Below are 17,174 nucleotides of genomic sequence, written 5' to 3'. Positions count from 1 at the left end.
ATGGCAGAAAATCTGACCCATCTTCTGGCCACCAGCCTGGGCTTCGGGGCCCTGATCGCCCTGCTTCTGTTCCTGCGCCGGCGGCTGGAGGGGCGGTTTGCCCCAACCTGGTGGCGGCAGGTGTGGACCTGGCTGATGGTGGTCATGTTCCTGTACCTGCCCGCCCGGTCCTTTCTGGCCGTCTGGGTACCCTCCCTCGTTGATGTGGCCACCCCCCAGGCGGTGGTGGAGGGGGCTTACGACCGGGTGAACGGCTATTCGCGGGACCACGAGCGGATCGTGGAGGCCGGGAGCGGCGGGGCCGGCGGAGCCATGGCGACCATTGATGGAGAAAATATCTGGTTCCGACACCATGTCCACTATGAGGATGCCGCGGGCCGGGATGTGCTGATCCGGGACAACGACTACCTGCGCACGGTCACCATAGACGGCGCCACCACCTATACCGTCCACTGGACTGGAATGGCCTATCTTGTTTACTGGCTGACCGCCGCCGCCCTCTTTTTCGGGGGGCTGGTCCGCTATGGGCTGTTCCGCCGCCGGGCTCTCCGGCAGAGCACCCTCGCCGGGGAGGAGGATCTGGCCGCCCTGGCGGAGCAGAGGAGGGTGGTGGGCTGTGACCGCCCGGTGGAGCTGTACCGCTGCACCCTGGTCCACACTCCGCTGCTCATGGGATTTCTCCACCCGGTCATTCTGCTGCCCCAGGGCCAGACCGGCGGCAGTCTGGGGACCGCCCTGGCTCACGAGCTGACCCACCTGAAGCACCGGGACACCGGCTATCTGCTTCTGATCTCTCTGGCCCGCAGTCTTCACTGGTTCAACCCTCTGGTGTGGCTCATGGCCCGCCGGGCACAGCAGGACGTGGAGCTGTGCTGTGACTACGAGCTGCTGAAGGCCCGGGACGAGGCGGGCCGCCGGGCCTATGGCCGGACCCTTCTGGACCAGATGACCGCCGGGGAGCATGGCCTGTCCCGGCTGACCACCGGCTTTTCCGGGGACAAGAGGGAGGTCTTTGCCCGCTTCCGGGCCATCATGGACAGCTCCCCCAAGCGCCGGGGCCGGGCGGCGATGGCGGCGGCGATGGCCGCCGCTGTGCTGGCAGGCAGCCTGGTTGGCTGTCAGGCCGAGGCAGATAGGCCGGAGGGGGATGGAGCCTGGATCACCGCCCTGGACCCGGAGACGGGCACAGTCGCCTATGTCCCCCTGACCCGGGAGCAGCTGTCCGACCCCGACGCCCTGTGGGATGAGGTATTTTCCGGAGATCTCCTGTCCCGTGAGCGCACAGCGGAGCTGGCGGAGGGGGCGTCTCTGCTCCACACTTGGGAGGGGGAGGCCTACTCCCTCAACCCCGTTACCATTCAGCACACCGTTGGCATGTCCCAGGCCGGCGTCCCCGGCGAGGTGGTGCTGGACGGAGCGGGGCGGGCGGTCCGGGTCCAGCTCTCTGACAGCGCCCACTTGGCTTTGGACGGGGCCGGCCTGGACTTTACTGGCTGGTGCGGCCGGATAGAGCTTCCGGGGCCGGGGGCCGCCCTTCTCTCCTCCATTCCTGTGGAGCCGGGCAGCATCTTTTTCTACGACGGCGGGGATAGTGTAACCATCGACCCGCAGAGCAGACAGGGCGCTGACAGCGACCACACTCAATATACCCTGCCGGTGTCAGCGGAGGCCGCCCAGGCCTGGGCAGAACTGGAAAACGCCGATTGGACCTATGGGTATACCCTCACAGTGGTGGACGGCACAGTTACTCAAATTGAGGCGAGGCCCTCGCCGGGGGCCTATCTTCCGTTGTCTCCCTCTGACGCGCTGGAGGCCATGTCGGACCTTCAGGGCGGGGATATTGCGGATATCTCCTTCTCCGGCGGCCCAGTGACCGTCGGCTGGGCGGAGGGGTTGGACCGGGATGAACTGGCCCGTATGATCCGTCAAGCCGCCGGACAGCCTCAGGTTCCGAAGGCGGGCACGCACAGCGACGAGGGCTTTCTGGACTATGGGCTTTGGACACTGAACCTCTATCTCAAAGACGGCAGCGTTCTTTCCCTCTACGCAGGGCGGTCAGAGGAACAGGTCAGCATCTCGGAGACCGTCCATCTGGGCGAATGCCCGGAGCTGTACCGCCTGATCCGTTCCGCCTCAGACAGCACCCAGCACATCGCCGTCACAGACCCTGCCATCCTGGAGGTAATGGATCAGGTGCTGACAGATACCCTGGCCCTGTGGAATACGCCGGACCACGGCGGCGAATACAGGGCGTCCTATCTAGACGCTCAACTCACCGCCCTCTCCCTGCTGGAACCTCCGGAACCCCTGGGGGACAGCGTGGCGCTGTACGGTTATGACCTGGGCTTTGTGGTGGATGACCTATTCAATGCCCCATGGGCGGACAGCTCCTGGGTAGACAGCCAGCTTCGCTATCATACCGGACCTAACGCTTATCTGGTGGCAGAGCGGGGAGGGGATGGCTCTGTCCTCCGCTGGGGTACCTTTCTGCACAAGTGCTCTCCGCCCTTTGGCAGTTGGGATGAAGAAATGCGGAGCGCCTTTTCCACCAGCGCCGCCCACGCCCTAGAGCGGGGCGGGGTGGAATAGCACCCCAACGACAGTGCGTGAGGCCGGCGGCAGAAAGCCGCCGGCCTCTTGAAATTTCCCATAAATTACGGTAAGATAACAAAAGAAACTGGGCGGCGGGGCCGCTCTTGTCAACGAGATTCACTCCATAGGAGGTTTTTTATCATGCGGGACGGATTTATCAAAGTGGCCGCCGGTACCCCGGAGATCCGGGTGGCCGACTGTGCCTATAACGCCCGACAGTGCATCGCCCTGATCCGGGAGGCTCAGGAGCAGGGCGTCAAAGTCCTGGCCCTTCCGGAATTATGTCTGACCGGCTATACCTGTGGCGACCTGTTTTTCCAGGACACCCTGCTCCGCGGCGCCGAAGATGCGCTGGGGCAGGTGCTGGAGGCCACCCGTCCCGTGGATATGCTGGTGGCCCTGGGGCTTCCGGTGCGGGCGGAGGGCAAGCTTTACAACTGCGCCGCCGTGCTCTGCCGGGGGAAGCTGCTGGGGCTGATTCCCAAAACCTGCCTGCCCAACTACGGGGAATTCTATGAGAAGCGGTGGTTTGAGCCCGGGCCGGAGGAGGAATTTCTCTCTCTGACCCTGTGCGGACAGGAGGTCTTTCTGGGCAAGCGCCACCTGTTCCGGTGCGACACTCTGCCCGATCTGGTTGTTGGCGTGGAGATCTGCGAGGATCTGTGGTCCTCCGCCCCCCCCTCCGTTTTTCTGGCCCAGTCCGGCGCCACTCTGATCCTAAATCTGTCGGCTTCCAACGAGACGGTGGGCAAGGCGGACTATCGACGGGCTCTGGTTGCCGGTCAGTCCGGGCGTCTGATGTGCGGCTATGTCTACGCCGACGCCGGCGAGGGGGAGTCCACCACCGATCTGGTCTTTGCCGGCCACAATCTGATTGCGGAAAACGGGACCGTCCTGGCGGAGCGCCGCTTTGCGGATGGACTGACTGTCAGCGAGGTGGATGTGGCCCGGATCGCCTTCGAGCGCCGCCGCATCACTACCTTCCCCCCCGCCAGACAGGAGCGGATGGACTGGTCCGAATTCTCGCTGGAGCCGGTGGAAACCTCCCTCACACGCCCCATTGGGACAAATCCCTTTGTCCCCGACGACAGCGGTGACCGGGACCGGCGCTGCCGGGAGATCCTGCATATCGCCGCTCTAGGCTTAAAAAAGCGGCTGGCTCATACTGGGGCCAAAAGCGCCGTGGTGGGGCTGTCCGGTGGGCTGGACTCTACCTTGGCCCTGCTCATCACCGCCAGGGCCATGGATTTGCTAGGCCGGCCCCGCACGGACATCACCGCTGTCACCATGCCCTGCTTTGGCACCACCAGCCGTACCAAGTCTAACGCCCAGCTGCTGGCCGAGCGAATCGGGACCACATTCCAGACCATCGATATCGGCGAGGCGGTGCGAGTCCACTTCCGGGATATCGGCCAGTCTATGGACGACCTATCCGTCACCTTTGAAAATGGCCAGGCCCGGGAGCGTACCCAGGTTCTGATGGATGTAGCCAACCACCAGGGTGGGCTGGTCATCGGTACAGGCGACCTCTCCGAGCTGGCTCTGGGCTGGGCCACCTACAACGGAGACCATATGTCCATGTACGGCGTGAACGGCTCTATTCCTAAAACTCTGGTACGCCATCTGGTGGCCTACTCCGCAGATACGGTGGAGCCCTCCGACCCCGAACTGGCCGCCGTGCTGCGGGATATCCTGGACACTCCCGTCTCTCCAGAGCTGCTCCCCCCCAAGGAGGGGGAAATCGCCCAACGGACCGAGGATCTGGTTGGACCCTACGAGCTGCACGACTTTTTCCTTTACTACGCTGTCCGCTGGGGCTTCTCCCCCCGCAAGGTGTTCCGGCTGGCCTTGTACGCCCTGGGGAACTACTATGACCGGGCGGCCATCCTGAAGTGGCTCCAAAATTTCTACCGCCGCTTCTTTGCCCAGCAGTTCAAACGCTCCTGCCTGCCCGACGGGCCCAAGGTGGGCTCCCTGACTCTGTCTCCCCGTGGAGACTGGCGGATGCCCAGCGACGCGGTGAACTCCCTCTGGATGGAGGAGCTGGATCAGCTTCAAAGCTGACCGGAAATAGGCTATCAGCCGCTTTTGAGACCCAGCCCAGATCCGCCTGCAACAGAAAAGGCAAACCGCGGCCCCGGTGTTTCGGGGCCGCGGTTTTTACTGCAGCACTTCCTTTGTAATCTCTATAAACCGCTCGCCAAAATGGGACAAATATCGGTCCTGACGAAATCCAGCTACCAGCTTGCTGAAGGTGGAGGGGTCCGTGAGGGGAAACAGGTCTACCCCACCCGCCGATGCCGTGGGGGATGGAATGGCCCGTAGAAACAGCTCCGGACAAATGGTAATCCCGATGCCAGATTGCGCCATCGCTAAGGTGGTAACCGTATTTTCTGTTTCCAAAATCAGCTTTGGCTTGAAGTAATACCGGCTGAAATACTGATCAATAATATTCCGTGTCCGGTTTCCCCGCTTAATGAGGATAAAAGGCACCTGCTGGAACGCTCCGATATCCGCTCCCTGTGCAAACTGGGCCCGGACCTCCTCCGCTCGCTCGCCAAATAACTCGTCGGTGAAGGCTCTGGGCACCACCATGACTAATCTTTGCTCCGTCAGAGGTTCGGTTCGCACACCATCCATCATGATGGGCTGAAAGCAGATAATCAGGTCCACTCGGCCGTGGGACAGCTCGTCCTCCAACTGGGTAGAGTTTCCCTCAAAAAGAGAAAATTCCACCAAAGGGAACTCCTGTCGAAATTTTGGCAGGATATCCGGCATAAGCGCCAGACCGCAGGTATGGGAGATCCCGACCCTCAGCATTCCTAAGTAGTGGCGGTTGATATCTCCTACTTTGGTCTGATATTGGCTGTACAGGTCCAGGATCTGGGTAGCCGTTTCCACCAGCAGACCGCCGGCATAAGTCAGAGACAGTTTGGGGGAGCGGGTAAAGAGCTTAACATCCAGTTCCCGCTCCATATTGCTGATGTGATTGGACAAGGACTGTTGGGAGATATACAGCCGCTCTGCGGCCCGAGTAATGTTTAGTTCTTCAGCTACCATCAAAAAATATTTTAGATGCAGAAAATTCATACTTAGCCTCCTTGACTTTGACGGAGTTCCTTCACTTTTTTTGTGGTATGCAACTATTTTATCACAGTCAAACAGTTGTGGCAACCATAACCAAAAAAGTGATATTCTTGGCAAAGATTTTGTGGCATAATAGGGATAGTGAAAAAGGAAATCAACAAAAGGTATGTCCAAACATATTTTTAAGGAAGGATTGATCATTTATGAAGTGCCTCATCATTGACGCAGTCCATAGCTCTATTGCCGAGGAGCTCGGCAAGTACATGCAGGTCGATACGAAGATGCTCCCCACCCAGGAGGAGCTGGTCGCTCTGATTCCTGACTATGACGTACTCATCATGCGGGTGGACCCCGCCATTAACAAGGAGATTTTGGACGCTGCCAAGAATCTAAAGGTCATCGGAGTCTGCTCCGTGGGTCTGAACCACATTGATATGGACACGGCGAAGGAGAAGGGCATCCAGGTCATCAACGCCCCCGGCTTGAACGGAAACGCCGTTGCCGAGCTGACCATTGCCAAAATGCTGGATATCGCGCGTCATACCATCCCTGCCTGCTATGACGTGAAGGTAAACAAGAACTGGGACAAGTATAAGTTCGTAGGCTCTGAGCTGCGTGGCAAGACTCTGGGCGTGCTGGGCTTCGGCCGCATTGGTCAGCGCGTGGGTGAACTGGGCCGTGCCTTCCTGATGAACGTGGTCGCTTATGATCCCTATCTGCCCGCCCATGTGTTTGAGGAGCAGAAGGCCACCAGCATGACCATCGATGAGGTGTTGAAGGTGTCTGATTATGTAACGATTCATATGCCTCTCACCGACGAAACCAAAAATCTGTTCAATGCTAAGTCCATCGCCGAGATGAAGGACGGCGCTGTGGTTCTGAATATGGCTCGCGGCGGCATCGTCAACGAGAAGGATATGTATGAGGCCCTGAAGTCCGGTAAGCTGGGTGGCTACGGCTCGGATGTCATGGAGAACGAGCTGGCTGCTGGCGGTTTGACTGAGGGTGCCGGCTTTGACTCCCCCCTGTTTGAGTGTGATAACTTTATCGTCACCCCCCACCTGGGTGCCCAGACAGTGGACGCCTCCCGTGACATCGGCGCTCACATTATCGCCAAGGTGAAAGAGGCCCTGTCCCTAACCTAATCTTCCCTATTTTATTTAAGCTCTCCGGCCAAGCTGGAGAGCTTATTTTTGCCCTGTTTAGGTGAGCAGCAGCTGCTCACCACCGGGGCTGTTTCAATCTCTGTGTTGTCTTTGTTGAAGTCCTTCAGGTTCCATTGTCTGAGCCTGTTCTGGGTGATCCATCTTGTGACGATTCCTTTCATGAAGCGCCGAAAACCGTCCGCAGTGGGACGGTTTCACGTGATTTCCCAAAATGATATGCAAGGCGACTTTTTAACAAAACACTGGGGCTCCCATATAGGTGGGAGCCCCCTCTTTGTTTCTATCAGACGCACTGTTTATTCCAAAATAGCGCCCCTGTCAGCGGACGACACCAGCTTGGCGTACCGGGCTAGATAGCCGGTCCTGATCTTGGGTTCGGGGCAGGACCACTTGGCCTTCCGGGCAGCCAGCTCCTGGTCAGGCACCTTCAGAGTGATGGAGTGGTTGGGGATATCGATGGCAATTCGATCCCCCTCCTCCACCAGTCCGATGGGACCACCGCTGGCCGCCTCCGGGGACACATGGCCGATGGAGGCGCCCCGGGTGGCGCCGGAGAAGCGGCCGTCGGTGATGAGAGCCACGTCCTTGTCCAGTCCCATTCCGGCGATGGCGGACGTGGGGTTGAGCATCTCACGCATGCCAGGTCCGCCCTTGGGTCCCTCATAGCGGATGACCACCACGTCCCCGGCCGCGATCTTGCCATCATAGATGGCCTGGATGGCATCGTCCTCACAGTCAAACACCCGGGCGGGGCCTTCATGAACCATCATCTCAGGGGCCACGGCGGACTGCTTCACCACACAGCCGTCGGGGGCCAGGTTGCCCTTCAAGACGGCGATGCCGCCGGTCTTGGAGTAGGGATTGTCAATGGGCCGGATGATTTCGGTATTCCGGTTGACCACACCCGCCAGATTTTCCGCCACTGTCTTGCCGGTGCAGGTCATCAGGCTGGTGTCCAACAGACCGGCTCCGGCCAGCTCCGCCATCACGGCGTAGACGCCCCCTGCCCGCTCCAGATCCTCCATATAGGTGTCCCCGGCGGGAGCCAGATGGCACAGGTTGGGGGTCTTGGAACTGATCTCGTTGGCCATGTCAAAGGACAGCTCAATACCGCACTCGTGTGCGATAGCGGGCAGGTGGAGCATGGTGTTGGTGGAGCAGCCCAAGGCCATGTCGATGGTCTCGGCATTGTGGAAAGCCGCCTCGGTCATAATATCCCGTGGGCGAATGTCCTTGGCTACCAGGTCCATGATCTGCATTCCGGCGTGCTTGGCCAGCCGCAGACGGGCGGACCAAACAGCTGGAATGGTACCGTTGCCCCGCAGTCCCATACCGATGGCCTCGGTCAGACAGTTCATGGAGTTGGCGGTATACATGCCAGAGCAGGAGCCACAGGTGGGACAGGCGTTGTTCTCATACTCCTCCACCCCGGCCTCGTCCAGCTTGCCGGCGTAGTAGGCGCCTACCGCCTCGAACATATGGGACAGGCAGGTGCGGCGTCCGTCATTTAGAGTTCCGGCCAGCATGGGGCCGCCGGACACGAAGATGGTGGGGATATTTACCCGGGCGGCGGCCATAAGCAGGCCGGGCACGTTCTTGTCGCAGTTGGGGATCATCACCAAGCCGTCAAACTGGTGGGCCATAGCCATGGCCTCGGTAGAGTCAGCGATGAGGTCCCGGGTGACCAGGGAGTATTTCATGCCCACATGGCCCATGGCGATGCCGTCACACACGGCAATGGCTGGGAACTCCACTGGAGTTCCCCCGGCGGCCCGGATTCCGGCCTTCACAGCCTCGGCGATCTTATCCAGGTTCATGTGGCCGGGGACAATCTCATTGTAGGAGCAGACTACGCCGATCAGGGGCCGCTCCAGCTCCTCCTTAGTATAGCCCAGGGCATAGAGCAGAGAGCGGTTCGGGGCGGCAGGCACGCCTTTTTTTACAACATCAGAGCGCATACAGTAAGCCTCCTTAAAAATCAAGCCATCAGTTGTCTGATAACTATTGAATTGTCTGACCATATAGTATATCATGGGGGAAAGGATGTCAAGAGGAGGCGGACACAATGGGCTCAAATTTATCCCAGCAGACTGCAGAACGGCTCTATAACCAGATCGTGGCCGAGGGGCGGCTGTCCCCAGGAGACAAGCTGCCCAACGAGGTAGACCTGTCCCATGAGCTGGGGGTCAGCCGGGCCACCCTGCGGGAAGCCATCCGGGCGCTCACCGTCCAAGGGGTGTTGGAGGTCCAGCGGGGCCGCGGTACCTTTGTGTCCCGGCAGGTGGCTGAGATTGAGGATTTTGGCTTTGGCCGCCTGGAAGAAATCAGGGGCCGACTGCGGGACCTGTTCGAGCTGCGGGCTATCTTTGAGCCCCAGGCCGCCCGTCTGGCCTGCGTCCGGGCCACGGAGCAGGAGCTGGCTGAAATTTTGACCCAGGGAGAGCGGGTGGCTGCCCGCATTCAGGCGGGCGAGGATCGGACCCAGGCCGACCTGGAATTCCACGGGGCCATCGTCCGTGCCACCCACAACGCTTTTATGATGCGCCTGCTGCCCATCATCAGCCAGGCAGTGGAAACGGCCATCGGATCCGCCGGAGAAGGCCAGGAGAATCTGGCCCAGGCCACTCTGCGGGACCACGCCCTGCTGCTGGAGTTTTTTGCCCGAAGGGACGGAGTAGGGGCGGAGCACGCCATGGCCATCCACATGGCTCACGCCATGGACGAGATGGGGTTGGAAGCCGGGCAGCATTCCGGATCCGGGTGTCATAGTTGAGAAAATGAGCGCTTTTTCTTGCCTTTTCAGGAAGAATCGTCTACAATGACTTTGAAATATCCGTATTATGCAGTTTGAAAAAGGAGGAATCCAAATGGCATATTGCAGACATTGCGGCGCTCCCATAGCGGATGGAACCATCACCTGCCCCCAGTGCGGTGCCTCTCAGTCGTCCCTTCCCCCGGTGGTAGACAATGGCGGCCTTGGATGGGGGATTCTGGGCTGCTGTATCCCCATTGTCGGCCTGGTGCTGTGGCTGGTCTGGAAGGACCAGAAGCCCCGGACAGCCAAGGCCGCCGGTATTGGAGCACTGGTCGCTGTGGGCCTTGGCGCGCTGTACTATGTGCTGATATTCATGCTTGGGATCGGGATCGTCCTGGGCAGTTGAAATGCTGGACTGGTTTGACAAGTGGCTGCCAATTCTGTTTGGCTGCCACCAACGGGCAGACCGCTCCTTTCACTTCCACGGAAGACAGTTCCCAATCTGTGCCCGGTGTACCGGTGAGCTTGCAGGCATCCTGGCTAGTGGACTCACCTTTGCCCTCTGGCACCCTGGCTGGAAGCCCGCCCTGCTCTTGCTTGTCCCACTGGTGCTGGACGGCGGACTTCAGGCGCTGACCCCTTATGAGAGCGGCAATGGGCGCAGGCTGGTGACCGGGACGCTCTTTGGATACGGACTGACCTGCCTGTTTTTTCTCTCATCCCTGTGGGTACTGGAATTGGGGATGGCATTTGGGACAGGCTGGATGGACAGATAGGGAAATTGGTGTTTGTAAGAAATGCCAGTTCGATTGGAATAGGAAGTCGGTCATCAATGAAAGAAATCGCAAAAAGGCCCAGAATGGGGATCCTTCTTCTGCTGGCTGGTTGCGTCCTTTTCATCGGAGCATTGGGATTTGTATTCTTTCGCCCTGTCGGGATCGCAGACGGTCAGGACGGGCATTTTCAGCGTGGACATCCTGTATTTCCCCCAATGGAACGTATCTGACGGGGGAATAAGCTATCAGTCCAGTGCGGAGGAAACGGCCCTTCTGTACCGGGCCTTGTCTGAAACCAAATTCCGCCGCAGCTGTTTTCTGGCCCCTATACCCCTCCAGAAGAGGCACCCTACTGTTTTGTGGCCATGACGGGAGAGAGGGAGCATTTTTTCCTGGACCTGTATTGCACGGAGGACAAGGTGACCCTCCAGGTCCAGACCTCCTCCGGAACCTACCAGGCCATTGATCCGGAGAAAATTTATGATGTCCTTGCCCCCCATTTCCCTATAGAATGACCGTCAGGCAATCGCGCTTCCGCACAGCGGTCGTTCCTATCTCTCCCCTTCACAGCAGAGAGCATCACGCAGGCTCAGTGGAGTATAGCCTTTATTCAGGGGGAATTGGCATGAAAAAGTTGTATTATAAGCTTCTATGTCTTGGAAACTGGGGTCTGAGCCTCTATTTACTTCTGATTTCCTTTCACTCTGCGGCTCCCCTGCTTGGAGCGAGCGCATTAGAGCATATTCTTTCCTCCATCTCTTGGTATCTGTTGATACTGCTCATCCTTCTTGGTGTACCTGCGCTGTATTGCTGGTATAAGCTCCGCTCCAGCCGGTCGGATGATATTCCGCCTGAGTATGTGAAACGCTCCCAACAGCTCCTAAAAATCGTGATAATCCTGGCTCTTGTATCTGCCTTTGCTATTTTTCTTCTCAGGATAAAGGCGGGAATTTGACCGGGCCGCGTGTATCATACAGCTACAACAAAAAGCCGCCCATGGATGAACCATGGGCGGCTTTTTAATAGACACGATCAATCGGTCACATAGGGCAGCAGAGCGATCTGACGGGCCCGCTTGATGGCCTCGGTCAGCTGACGCTGATGCATAGCGCAGGTGCCGGTGGTGCGGCGGGGCAGGATCTTGGCCCGCTCGGAAGTGAACCGGCGCAGCTTGGCGGCGTCCTTGTAATCGATGCACTCCACCTTGTCCACGCAGAAAGCGCAGACCTTACGGCGCTTGCGGCCGCGGGGAGCTCTGTTATCACGTTCCATAGCCATGGGATTGACCTCCTTTTTACGACCATACATGGTCAAAGTTAGAACGGCAACCGGCCGTCATCATCAGAGAGATCGGCAAACTGGTCCCCGTCCGCGGGCGGAGCGCCATAGCCGGAGTTGGAAGCGGGAGCGGACCAGCCGCCGGCGGCAGAGCCGCCCTGGCTATACCCGGAGGAGAAGCCCCCTCCGTCCCCATCCCGCTTGGAGTCGCCGAAGTAGACCTGGTCGGCCACCACCTCGGCGGAGCGGCGCTTATTGCCGTCCTTATCCGTCCAGTCACGGATCTGCAAACGGCCTTCCACCACGGCCATACGGCCCTTGGTGAAGTAGCGGCTGACGAACTCGCCAGTCTGACGCCAGGCCACCACGTCGATAAAGTCAGTGGTCCGCTCGCCGGTGGACTTGTCCTTGAAATCCCGGTCTACGGCCAGGGAGAAGGAGGCCACGGGCGTGCCAGTCTGGGTGCGCCGAAGCTCGGGGTCACGGGTCAGACGACCCATGATGAAGATTTTGTTGAGCATATCCGCTCCCCCTTACTGGTCTTTGCAGACAATCATGGAGCGCATCACACCATCGGTGATCCGGAAAATACGGTCCAGTTCAGCGGGGATAGCGGCGGCGGCAGTAAAGGTCATCAGGACGTAGTAGCCCTCCATCAGATCGTTGATGGGATAGGCCAGACGGCGCTTGCCCCACTCGTCGATCTCGGACACGGTACCATTGGCCTCGACCACGGCCTTGAACTTTGCCACCAGGGCGGAGATCTGCTCCTCGCTCAGGTCGGGCTGCAGGATATAGACCGCCTCGTAGTTCGCGTTGATTTTTGCCATGTTTTGCACCTCCTTATGGACATATGGCCCCTGAAGTCTTATGCCAGGGGCAAGGATGTTGTCTGACGACATCGGCAGACCTAATTATTATACACGCTGCCGTGTAAATGTCAAGACAAAATACAAATTTTGTCCATAAAAATGCCGCCTTCATGTTCCATAGGCGGCATTTCCCTACAAACAATGGGGCAAAGGGGATCAGCCCTGCTTTTCCGGGAGAGAATCATCCTCCCGAATCCAGTCCTCCACATGGACCACGGAGTAATCCTTATCTGTGTTGCGGATAACCACCCGGTCGATACCCGCGTTGATGATGGTCCGGCGGCACATGGAGCAGGAAGTGGCGTCATGGAGCAGCTCGCCGGTAGACGCCTCCCGCCCCGCCAGGTAGAGGGTGGAACCCAGGGTGTCCCGCCGGGCAGCGGAGATGATGGCGTTCATCTCCGCATGGACGGAGCGGCACAGCTCATACCGCTGACCAGATGGGATATTCATGGCCTCCCGGGTACAGTAGCCCAAGTCCATACAGTTCTTCCTCCCACGGGGAGCCCCATTGTAGCCCGTGGACACGATCTCGTCATTTTTCACGATGATAGCGCCGTAACACCGGCGCAGGCAGGTGGACCGCTCCAGCACGGTCTCGGCAATGTCCAGATAATAATTTTCCTTATCGATGCGCTTCATACGAGGTCCCCCTGTCCTCTGTTTGGATGGTGACAGTATATCCTATTTTTCGCCCGGACGCAAGAGTCTTCGGCCTGATACTGGGTCGTCAGGCGCAAAAAGGCGCCGGAGGGTGGCAAAGGGCTACGGAATTTACATTTTGTTTACGAATGGTGCCTTGACGATTACATGGAGAAAGACTATCATAATATCGTACATTGGCAGGCGGACACGCCTGCCTCCTGTTTCCTAAGGGGGCACACATTTATGATCCGCAACGCGATCCAACGGTTTATGTATGGCCGGTATGGTAACGACCAGCTGAACGTCTTTTTGATTGGCACATATCTTGTCCTATACCTTTTGTTCCTGCTCACCAGGTTCGAGATTCTCTATTGGGTTTGCTGTGTGCTGATAGTATTCTCCCTGTTCCGCCTTCTCTCCCGGAACCTGCCCCGGAGGCGGGAGGAAAACGCGCGGTTTTTGAAGCTGGCCGGTCCAACCATCCAGTGGCTTCGCCTGCGCAGGACCATCGCCCGTGATAAGGAGCATCGGTATTTCAAATGTCCCAACTGTGGACAGCAGCTCCGGGTCCCCCGAGGCAAGGGGAAGATCACAGTCACCTGCCGGGGATGCGGAGCCAGTTTCCAGGAAAAAAGCTGATATAAAGCCGTGGAACTTGAGGGATACCCCTGGTAAGGGCACCAGGATATTCCATCAGAGTGTATTTAAAAAGGGTCATCTGTCTTGATATCAAGGCAGATGACCCTTTTTAAATATCTGATTATTAATGTGGGAATTCAAACTACTGATCTCATTCTTCTAGTAGAAATTCAACCCTCTTTTAAATATTTTGTCTGTCATATAGAGCAGATAAGAACACTTAGGGGTTGGTGTCGATCTGTATATTACTCTTTTTTCTTCGAAGTGCTTTTCCAAATCCGAGTATAGCGCGCATAATAGATACCCACAATTACCGCGCAGAACATAGTCCACAAGGTACCTATACCCTCATGGATAGGGATAAAATAGAACAACCCGGCGCAAATGCCTGCTACACTCACTGTACAGCCTGCAATGGCTTGCGCGGCAGGAGAGGGGCTTTTCCGATAAAATCGCTTTCTCATATCGTTCCCTTTCGCTTGAATAACCCAAAAGCATTCTGTCTCAGCCGGAACACTTTTGTTTTATTTTAATGTCTGATTTCTAAGCTGTCCAGTGGGCAGTTCAGAAATCAGATCACTGGACTTTCCGGCCCGCAGCAGATAGCTGTCGGTTCCATGGTTCAGCAGTTGGATGAGCTGGCGGCTGACCTTCATAGCCTGATCCAAATCCACGCCGGTTTTAATCCCTATTTCATCGCACATGTGGACCACGTCTTCCGTAGCCACGTTGCCTGCTGCACCCGGCACAAAGGGGCAGCCGCCCACGCCTGCAAAAGCGGAATCGTACCGGGTGAAGCCCGCCTGCATTCCAGCCATGATGTTGGCGATCCCCAGCCCCCGGGTATTGTGGAAGTGGAGCCACCAGGCTACCTGGGGATAGGTCTTTGCCATATCGGTACAGATTTGATATACCTGTGTGGGGTAAGCCTGACCAGAGGCGTCGGACAGGGAGATCTCCGTCACGCCCACGGCCAGATAGGCGTCCACAATTTCCTTTACGTCGGACAGAGGGATCTCCCGGTCCCAAGGGGAGCCGAAGGCCATAGAGATCGAGCCGGAGACCTCAATTCCCACAGACCTTGCCGCGTCCATACAGCCGTAGAAACCCTCCACTGTCTCCGCCGGAGTCCGATTTAGGTTGGCCAGATTGTGCGCTTTACTGGCGGAGACATTCAGCTTGACCTTTTTGCAACCGCAGGCGGCGGCCCGCTCCACACCTTTTAAATTAGCGACCAACGCGCGGTACTCCACACCTTCTTTGCGCTTCAAATTTTGAAATACCTCATCGGTATTGGCCATCTGAGGGACCGCTTTAGGGCTCATAAAGGATCCCACTTCAATTACGGAGAAACCTGCTTGTACAACACCTTCGATCAGCACTAACTTTTCCTCTGTGGTCAAAATCCTCTTTTCATTTTGCAGGCCGTCGCGAGGTCCAACTTCACAAATTTTGATTTCTTCCACCAGATTCAATGGCATAGAAACCCTTCCTTATCCTGTATCGTTGTTTTTATCCGTTCATCATATTAGGAATAAATGTAATCAGCTGCGGGAACACAACCAAAATGGCAACATCGACCAGCGTAATTAGGACAAACGGGATAATTTCGCGGATAATCCCCTCTACCTTGGCGTTAGAGGAATTGGCCGCTACATACAGACAAACGCCGACGGGAGGAGTCAGGTTGCCTACGGCTATATTGCAGATTACGGTAACACCAAAGGCAACTGTATCAATTCCGGCTGCCTGAACAATGGGCAGTAGAACAGGGATAAACATAATCTGCATGGCGGTGCCCTCCAGAAAGAACCCCCCGATAAAGAACACCAAGTTGACAATAAACATGACCCAGATTTTATTGCTGACCGAATCACCGAACAGATTTAAAATAACTTGCTGGAAGTTATTGCTCTGCAAAATCCAAGCAAAGAGGCTGGATGTGCCAATGATAAACATGACATTTGAGGCACCAATTATTGATTCCACAAACATCTCTGGGAGGTCCTTTATCCTGATAGTCCGATAGACCACCATCGCAACAATCAAGGTATAAGCCACTGCTGTGATGGCAGATTCAGTAGCGGTTACAATGCCAGTCAGGATGCCACCTACGATAATGACCGGAGCGAAAATCGGAAGCAGGGCATGCCGCAACGTCTTCAGAACCTGGGTAACAGAGAAATGGTTGCAGTGGTTTTTATCATAGCCGCGTACATAGCAGGTAATCCCGCAGACCAGCATAAAAGAAACACCAATCATGATACCGGGGATAATACCACCTAGAAATAGTTTCCCAACTGAAATACCAGTAATACTGGCCAATACAATCATGGGCATACTGGGGGGAATAATGATTCCTAGCGTACCAGAACTGGCCATCAGGGCCGCGGAGTATTCTCTTGGATAGCCGCTGCGCTCCATACTCGGCACCATAATAGAACTCAAAGCCGCGGTATCGGCGGGAGCGGACCCGGAAATACCGCCCATCAGGATGCCGGTAAGAACACCTACATAGCACAGGCCACCGCGCAGCCAGCCAACCAGCGAGTTGGCAAAATCAATCAGTTTTTGGGTAATTCCACTGCGCTCCATAATAGAGCCCACCAGCATAAAGAAGGGAATGCCCATCAGTGTCACACTATTTACGCCGTTAAAGATACGCTGGGGCGCAATCATCAGCGGGACCTCTCCCTGCATAACCAGTTCAGCGATTGCGGACAGCCCCAAAGCTACCGCAATGGGAGTACCAGTAAAGATGACTAGGATCAGGAAGAGAACAATCATCAAAATCAACAGGGTAGAAACCATTATTTGCTGCCCTCCCCCTTCTCCTCGTCACCATACAGGTCGTTTATGATCCCGGCAATACTATAAAATAAGCTGAATGCGCCACACAGAGGAATACAGAGATAAACCAATCCATAAGGGATAGACATAATTGGAGAATACATTCTCATGGTACTGGCAGAGTACTTAAAACCATAAATGGTCAATACCAGAAACAGCAGAATAGTCAAAATCTCACTGATTATGGAAAAAGCCCGTTTCAGCTTGGGCGGATATTTTTCCACCAGAAATTCCACACCTAGATGCTTTTTCCGGTACACACCGATGGCAATTCCCAGAAACATGATCCATGTAAAAATAAATCTACTTCCTTCTTCAATAGACGCGACCGCACCGTTGAGAAAGTTTCTAGAAAATACATTGATTAGGAGAATTACAAGCAGTACGGCAAAACTAACTGTAGCAAAGACAAAAAAAACCTTATAAATGCCGCGGGAGATTTTTTGTAGTTTTCGGTTGAACGAATGCATAAAATATCTCCTTTCGATCTTATTGATTTTCAATTCTAACATTG

The 17,174-nt window shown here is 56.5% G+C and carries 17 protein-coding genes; 8 read left to right on the top strand and 9 right to left on the bottom strand.

Annotation, left to right across the window (positions count from 1 at the left end; translation table 11 throughout):
- Window positions 1-2,589 carry a M56 family metallopeptidase gene (locus tag WKS99_RS12755; protein WP_340406368.1) on the top strand — a complete coding sequence of 863 codons (2,589 nt, stop codon included), beginning with the start codon at window positions 1-3 and terminating at the stop codon, window positions 2,587-2,589.
- A gap of 144 nt (window positions 2,590-2,733) precedes the next feature.
- Window positions 2,734-4,656: an NAD(+) synthase gene (locus WKS99_RS12750; RefSeq protein ID WP_340406366.1), complete on the top strand. Its 1,923-nt coding sequence runs from the start codon at window positions 2,734-2,736 to the stop codon at window positions 4,654-4,656.
- Between the two features lie 96 nt (window positions 4,657-4,752).
- Here the strand turns inward: WKS99_RS12750 and WKS99_RS12745 are convergent, their stop codons facing one another.
- Window positions 4,753-5,682, bottom strand: coding sequence for a LysR family transcriptional regulator (locus tag WKS99_RS12745; protein ID WP_186853155.1), 930 nt, complete (start codon window positions 5,680-5,682; stop codon window positions 4,753-4,755).
- A gap of 200 nt (window positions 5,683-5,882) precedes the next feature.
- On the opposite strand from WKS99_RS12745, the gene WKS99_RS12740 reads away from it, so the two are divergent.
- Window positions 5,883-6,824: a D-2-hydroxyacid dehydrogenase gene (locus tag WKS99_RS12740; protein WP_147571100.1), complete on the top strand. Its 942-nt coding sequence runs from the start codon at window positions 5,883-5,885 to the stop codon at window positions 6,822-6,824.
- A 317-nt stretch (window positions 6,825-7,141) separates the two neighbouring features.
- On the opposite strand, the gene ilvD is transcribed toward WKS99_RS12740, so the two are convergent.
- Window positions 7,142-8,803 carry a dihydroxy-acid dehydratase gene (ilvD, locus tag WKS99_RS12735; protein ID WP_240286653.1) on the bottom strand — a complete coding sequence of 554 codons (1,662 nt, stop codon included), beginning with the start codon at window positions 8,801-8,803 and terminating at the stop codon, window positions 7,142-7,144.
- 107 nt (window positions 8,804-8,910) lie between these two features.
- Here ilvD and WKS99_RS12730 point away from each other — a divergent pair, with 107 nt between their 5' ends.
- The 4 genes from WKS99_RS12730 to WKS99_RS12715 all read left to right on the top strand — a co-directional run bounded on the left by WKS99_RS12730 (window position 8,911) and on the right by WKS99_RS12715 (window position 11,331).
- Window positions 8,911-9,618: a FadR/GntR family transcriptional regulator gene (locus WKS99_RS12730; RefSeq protein ID WP_186853156.1), complete on the top strand. Its 708-nt coding sequence runs from the start codon at window positions 8,911-8,913 to the stop codon at window positions 9,616-9,618.
- 94 nt (window positions 9,619-9,712) lie between these two features.
- Window positions 9,713-10,006, top strand: a complete 294-nt coding sequence (locus tag WKS99_RS12725) for a zinc-ribbon domain-containing protein (RefSeq protein ID WP_147571103.1) — start codon at window positions 9,713-9,715, stop codon at window positions 10,004-10,006.
- A 1-nt stretch (window position 10,007) separates the two neighbouring features.
- Window positions 10,008-10,376, top strand: coding sequence for a DUF2085 domain-containing protein (locus WKS99_RS12720; protein WP_147571104.1), 369 nt, complete (start codon window positions 10,008-10,010; stop codon window positions 10,374-10,376).
- Window positions 10,377-11,001: 625 nt separating this feature from the next.
- Window positions 11,002-11,331, top strand: a complete 330-nt coding sequence (locus tag WKS99_RS12715) for a hypothetical protein (protein WP_147571106.1) — start codon at window positions 11,002-11,004, stop codon at window positions 11,329-11,331.
- A 77-nt stretch (window positions 11,332-11,408) separates the two neighbouring features.
- Here WKS99_RS12715 and rpsR read toward each other — a convergent pair whose 3' ends face one another.
- From rpsR to WKS99_RS12695, 4 genes are all read right to left on the bottom strand, one after another.
- Window positions 11,409-11,648 (bottom strand): 30S ribosomal protein S18, encoded by a 240-nt coding sequence (gene rpsR, locus WKS99_RS12710; protein ID WP_374740045.1) that lies wholly within the window; start codon window positions 11,646-11,648, stop codon window positions 11,409-11,411.
- A gap of 44 nt (window positions 11,649-11,692) precedes the next feature.
- Window positions 11,693-12,175, bottom strand: a complete 483-nt coding sequence (locus tag WKS99_RS12705; protein WP_147571107.1) for a single-stranded DNA-binding protein — start codon at window positions 12,173-12,175, stop codon at window positions 11,693-11,695.
- 12 nt (window positions 12,176-12,187) lie between these two features.
- Entirely contained in the window at window positions 12,188-12,484 is a 297-nt protein-coding gene (gene rpsF / locus WKS99_RS12700) for a 30S ribosomal protein S6 (protein ID WP_186853159.1), read from the bottom strand.
- 198 nt (window positions 12,485-12,682) lie between these two features.
- Entirely contained in the window at window positions 12,683-13,168 is a 486-nt protein-coding gene (locus WKS99_RS12695) for a deoxycytidylate deaminase (protein ID WP_147571109.1), read from the bottom strand.
- Window positions 13,169-13,414: 246 nt separating this feature from the next.
- Between WKS99_RS12695 and WKS99_RS12690 the strand changes: the two genes are divergently transcribed.
- Window positions 13,415-13,810, top strand: a complete 396-nt coding sequence (locus WKS99_RS12690; protein WP_147571110.1) for a hypothetical protein — start codon at window positions 13,415-13,417, stop codon at window positions 13,808-13,810.
- Between the two features lie 524 nt (window positions 13,811-14,334).
- On the opposite strand, the gene WKS99_RS12685 is transcribed toward WKS99_RS12690, so the two are convergent.
- Genes WKS99_RS12685 through WKS99_RS12675 form a run of 3 tightly spaced genes read right to left on the bottom strand, consistent with a single transcriptional unit; the run spans window position 14,335 to window position 17,130 of the window.
- The gene (locus WKS99_RS12685) at window positions 14,335-15,291 is read right to left on the bottom strand and encodes a hydroxymethylglutaryl-CoA lyase (protein WP_340406355.1); all 957 of its coding nucleotides are present in this window, start codon (window positions 15,289-15,291) and stop codon (window positions 14,335-14,337) included.
- 31 nt (window positions 15,292-15,322) lie between these two features.
- Window positions 15,323-16,621 carry a TRAP transporter large permease gene (locus WKS99_RS12680; protein WP_186853161.1) on the bottom strand — a complete coding sequence of 433 codons (1,299 nt, stop codon included), beginning with the start codon at window positions 16,619-16,621 and terminating at the stop codon, window positions 15,323-15,325.
- Window positions 16,621-17,130: a TRAP transporter small permease gene (locus WKS99_RS12675; RefSeq protein ID WP_186853162.1), complete on the bottom strand. Its 510-nt coding sequence runs from the start codon at window positions 17,128-17,130 to the stop codon at window positions 16,621-16,623. Before WKS99_RS12675 ends, WKS99_RS12680 begins: the two co-directional genes overlap by 1 nt.
- Window positions 17,131-17,174: the final 44 nt, after the last annotated feature.

The organism is Flintibacter sp. HCN-6482, assembly GCF_037892565.1.
Lineage (GTDB): Bacteria > Bacillota > Clostridia > Oscillospirales > Oscillospiraceae > Lawsonibacter > Lawsonibacter aceti.
The sequence above is the reverse complement of the archived record's forward strand: the minus strand, read 5'-3'. Positions and strand labels throughout refer to the sequence as shown.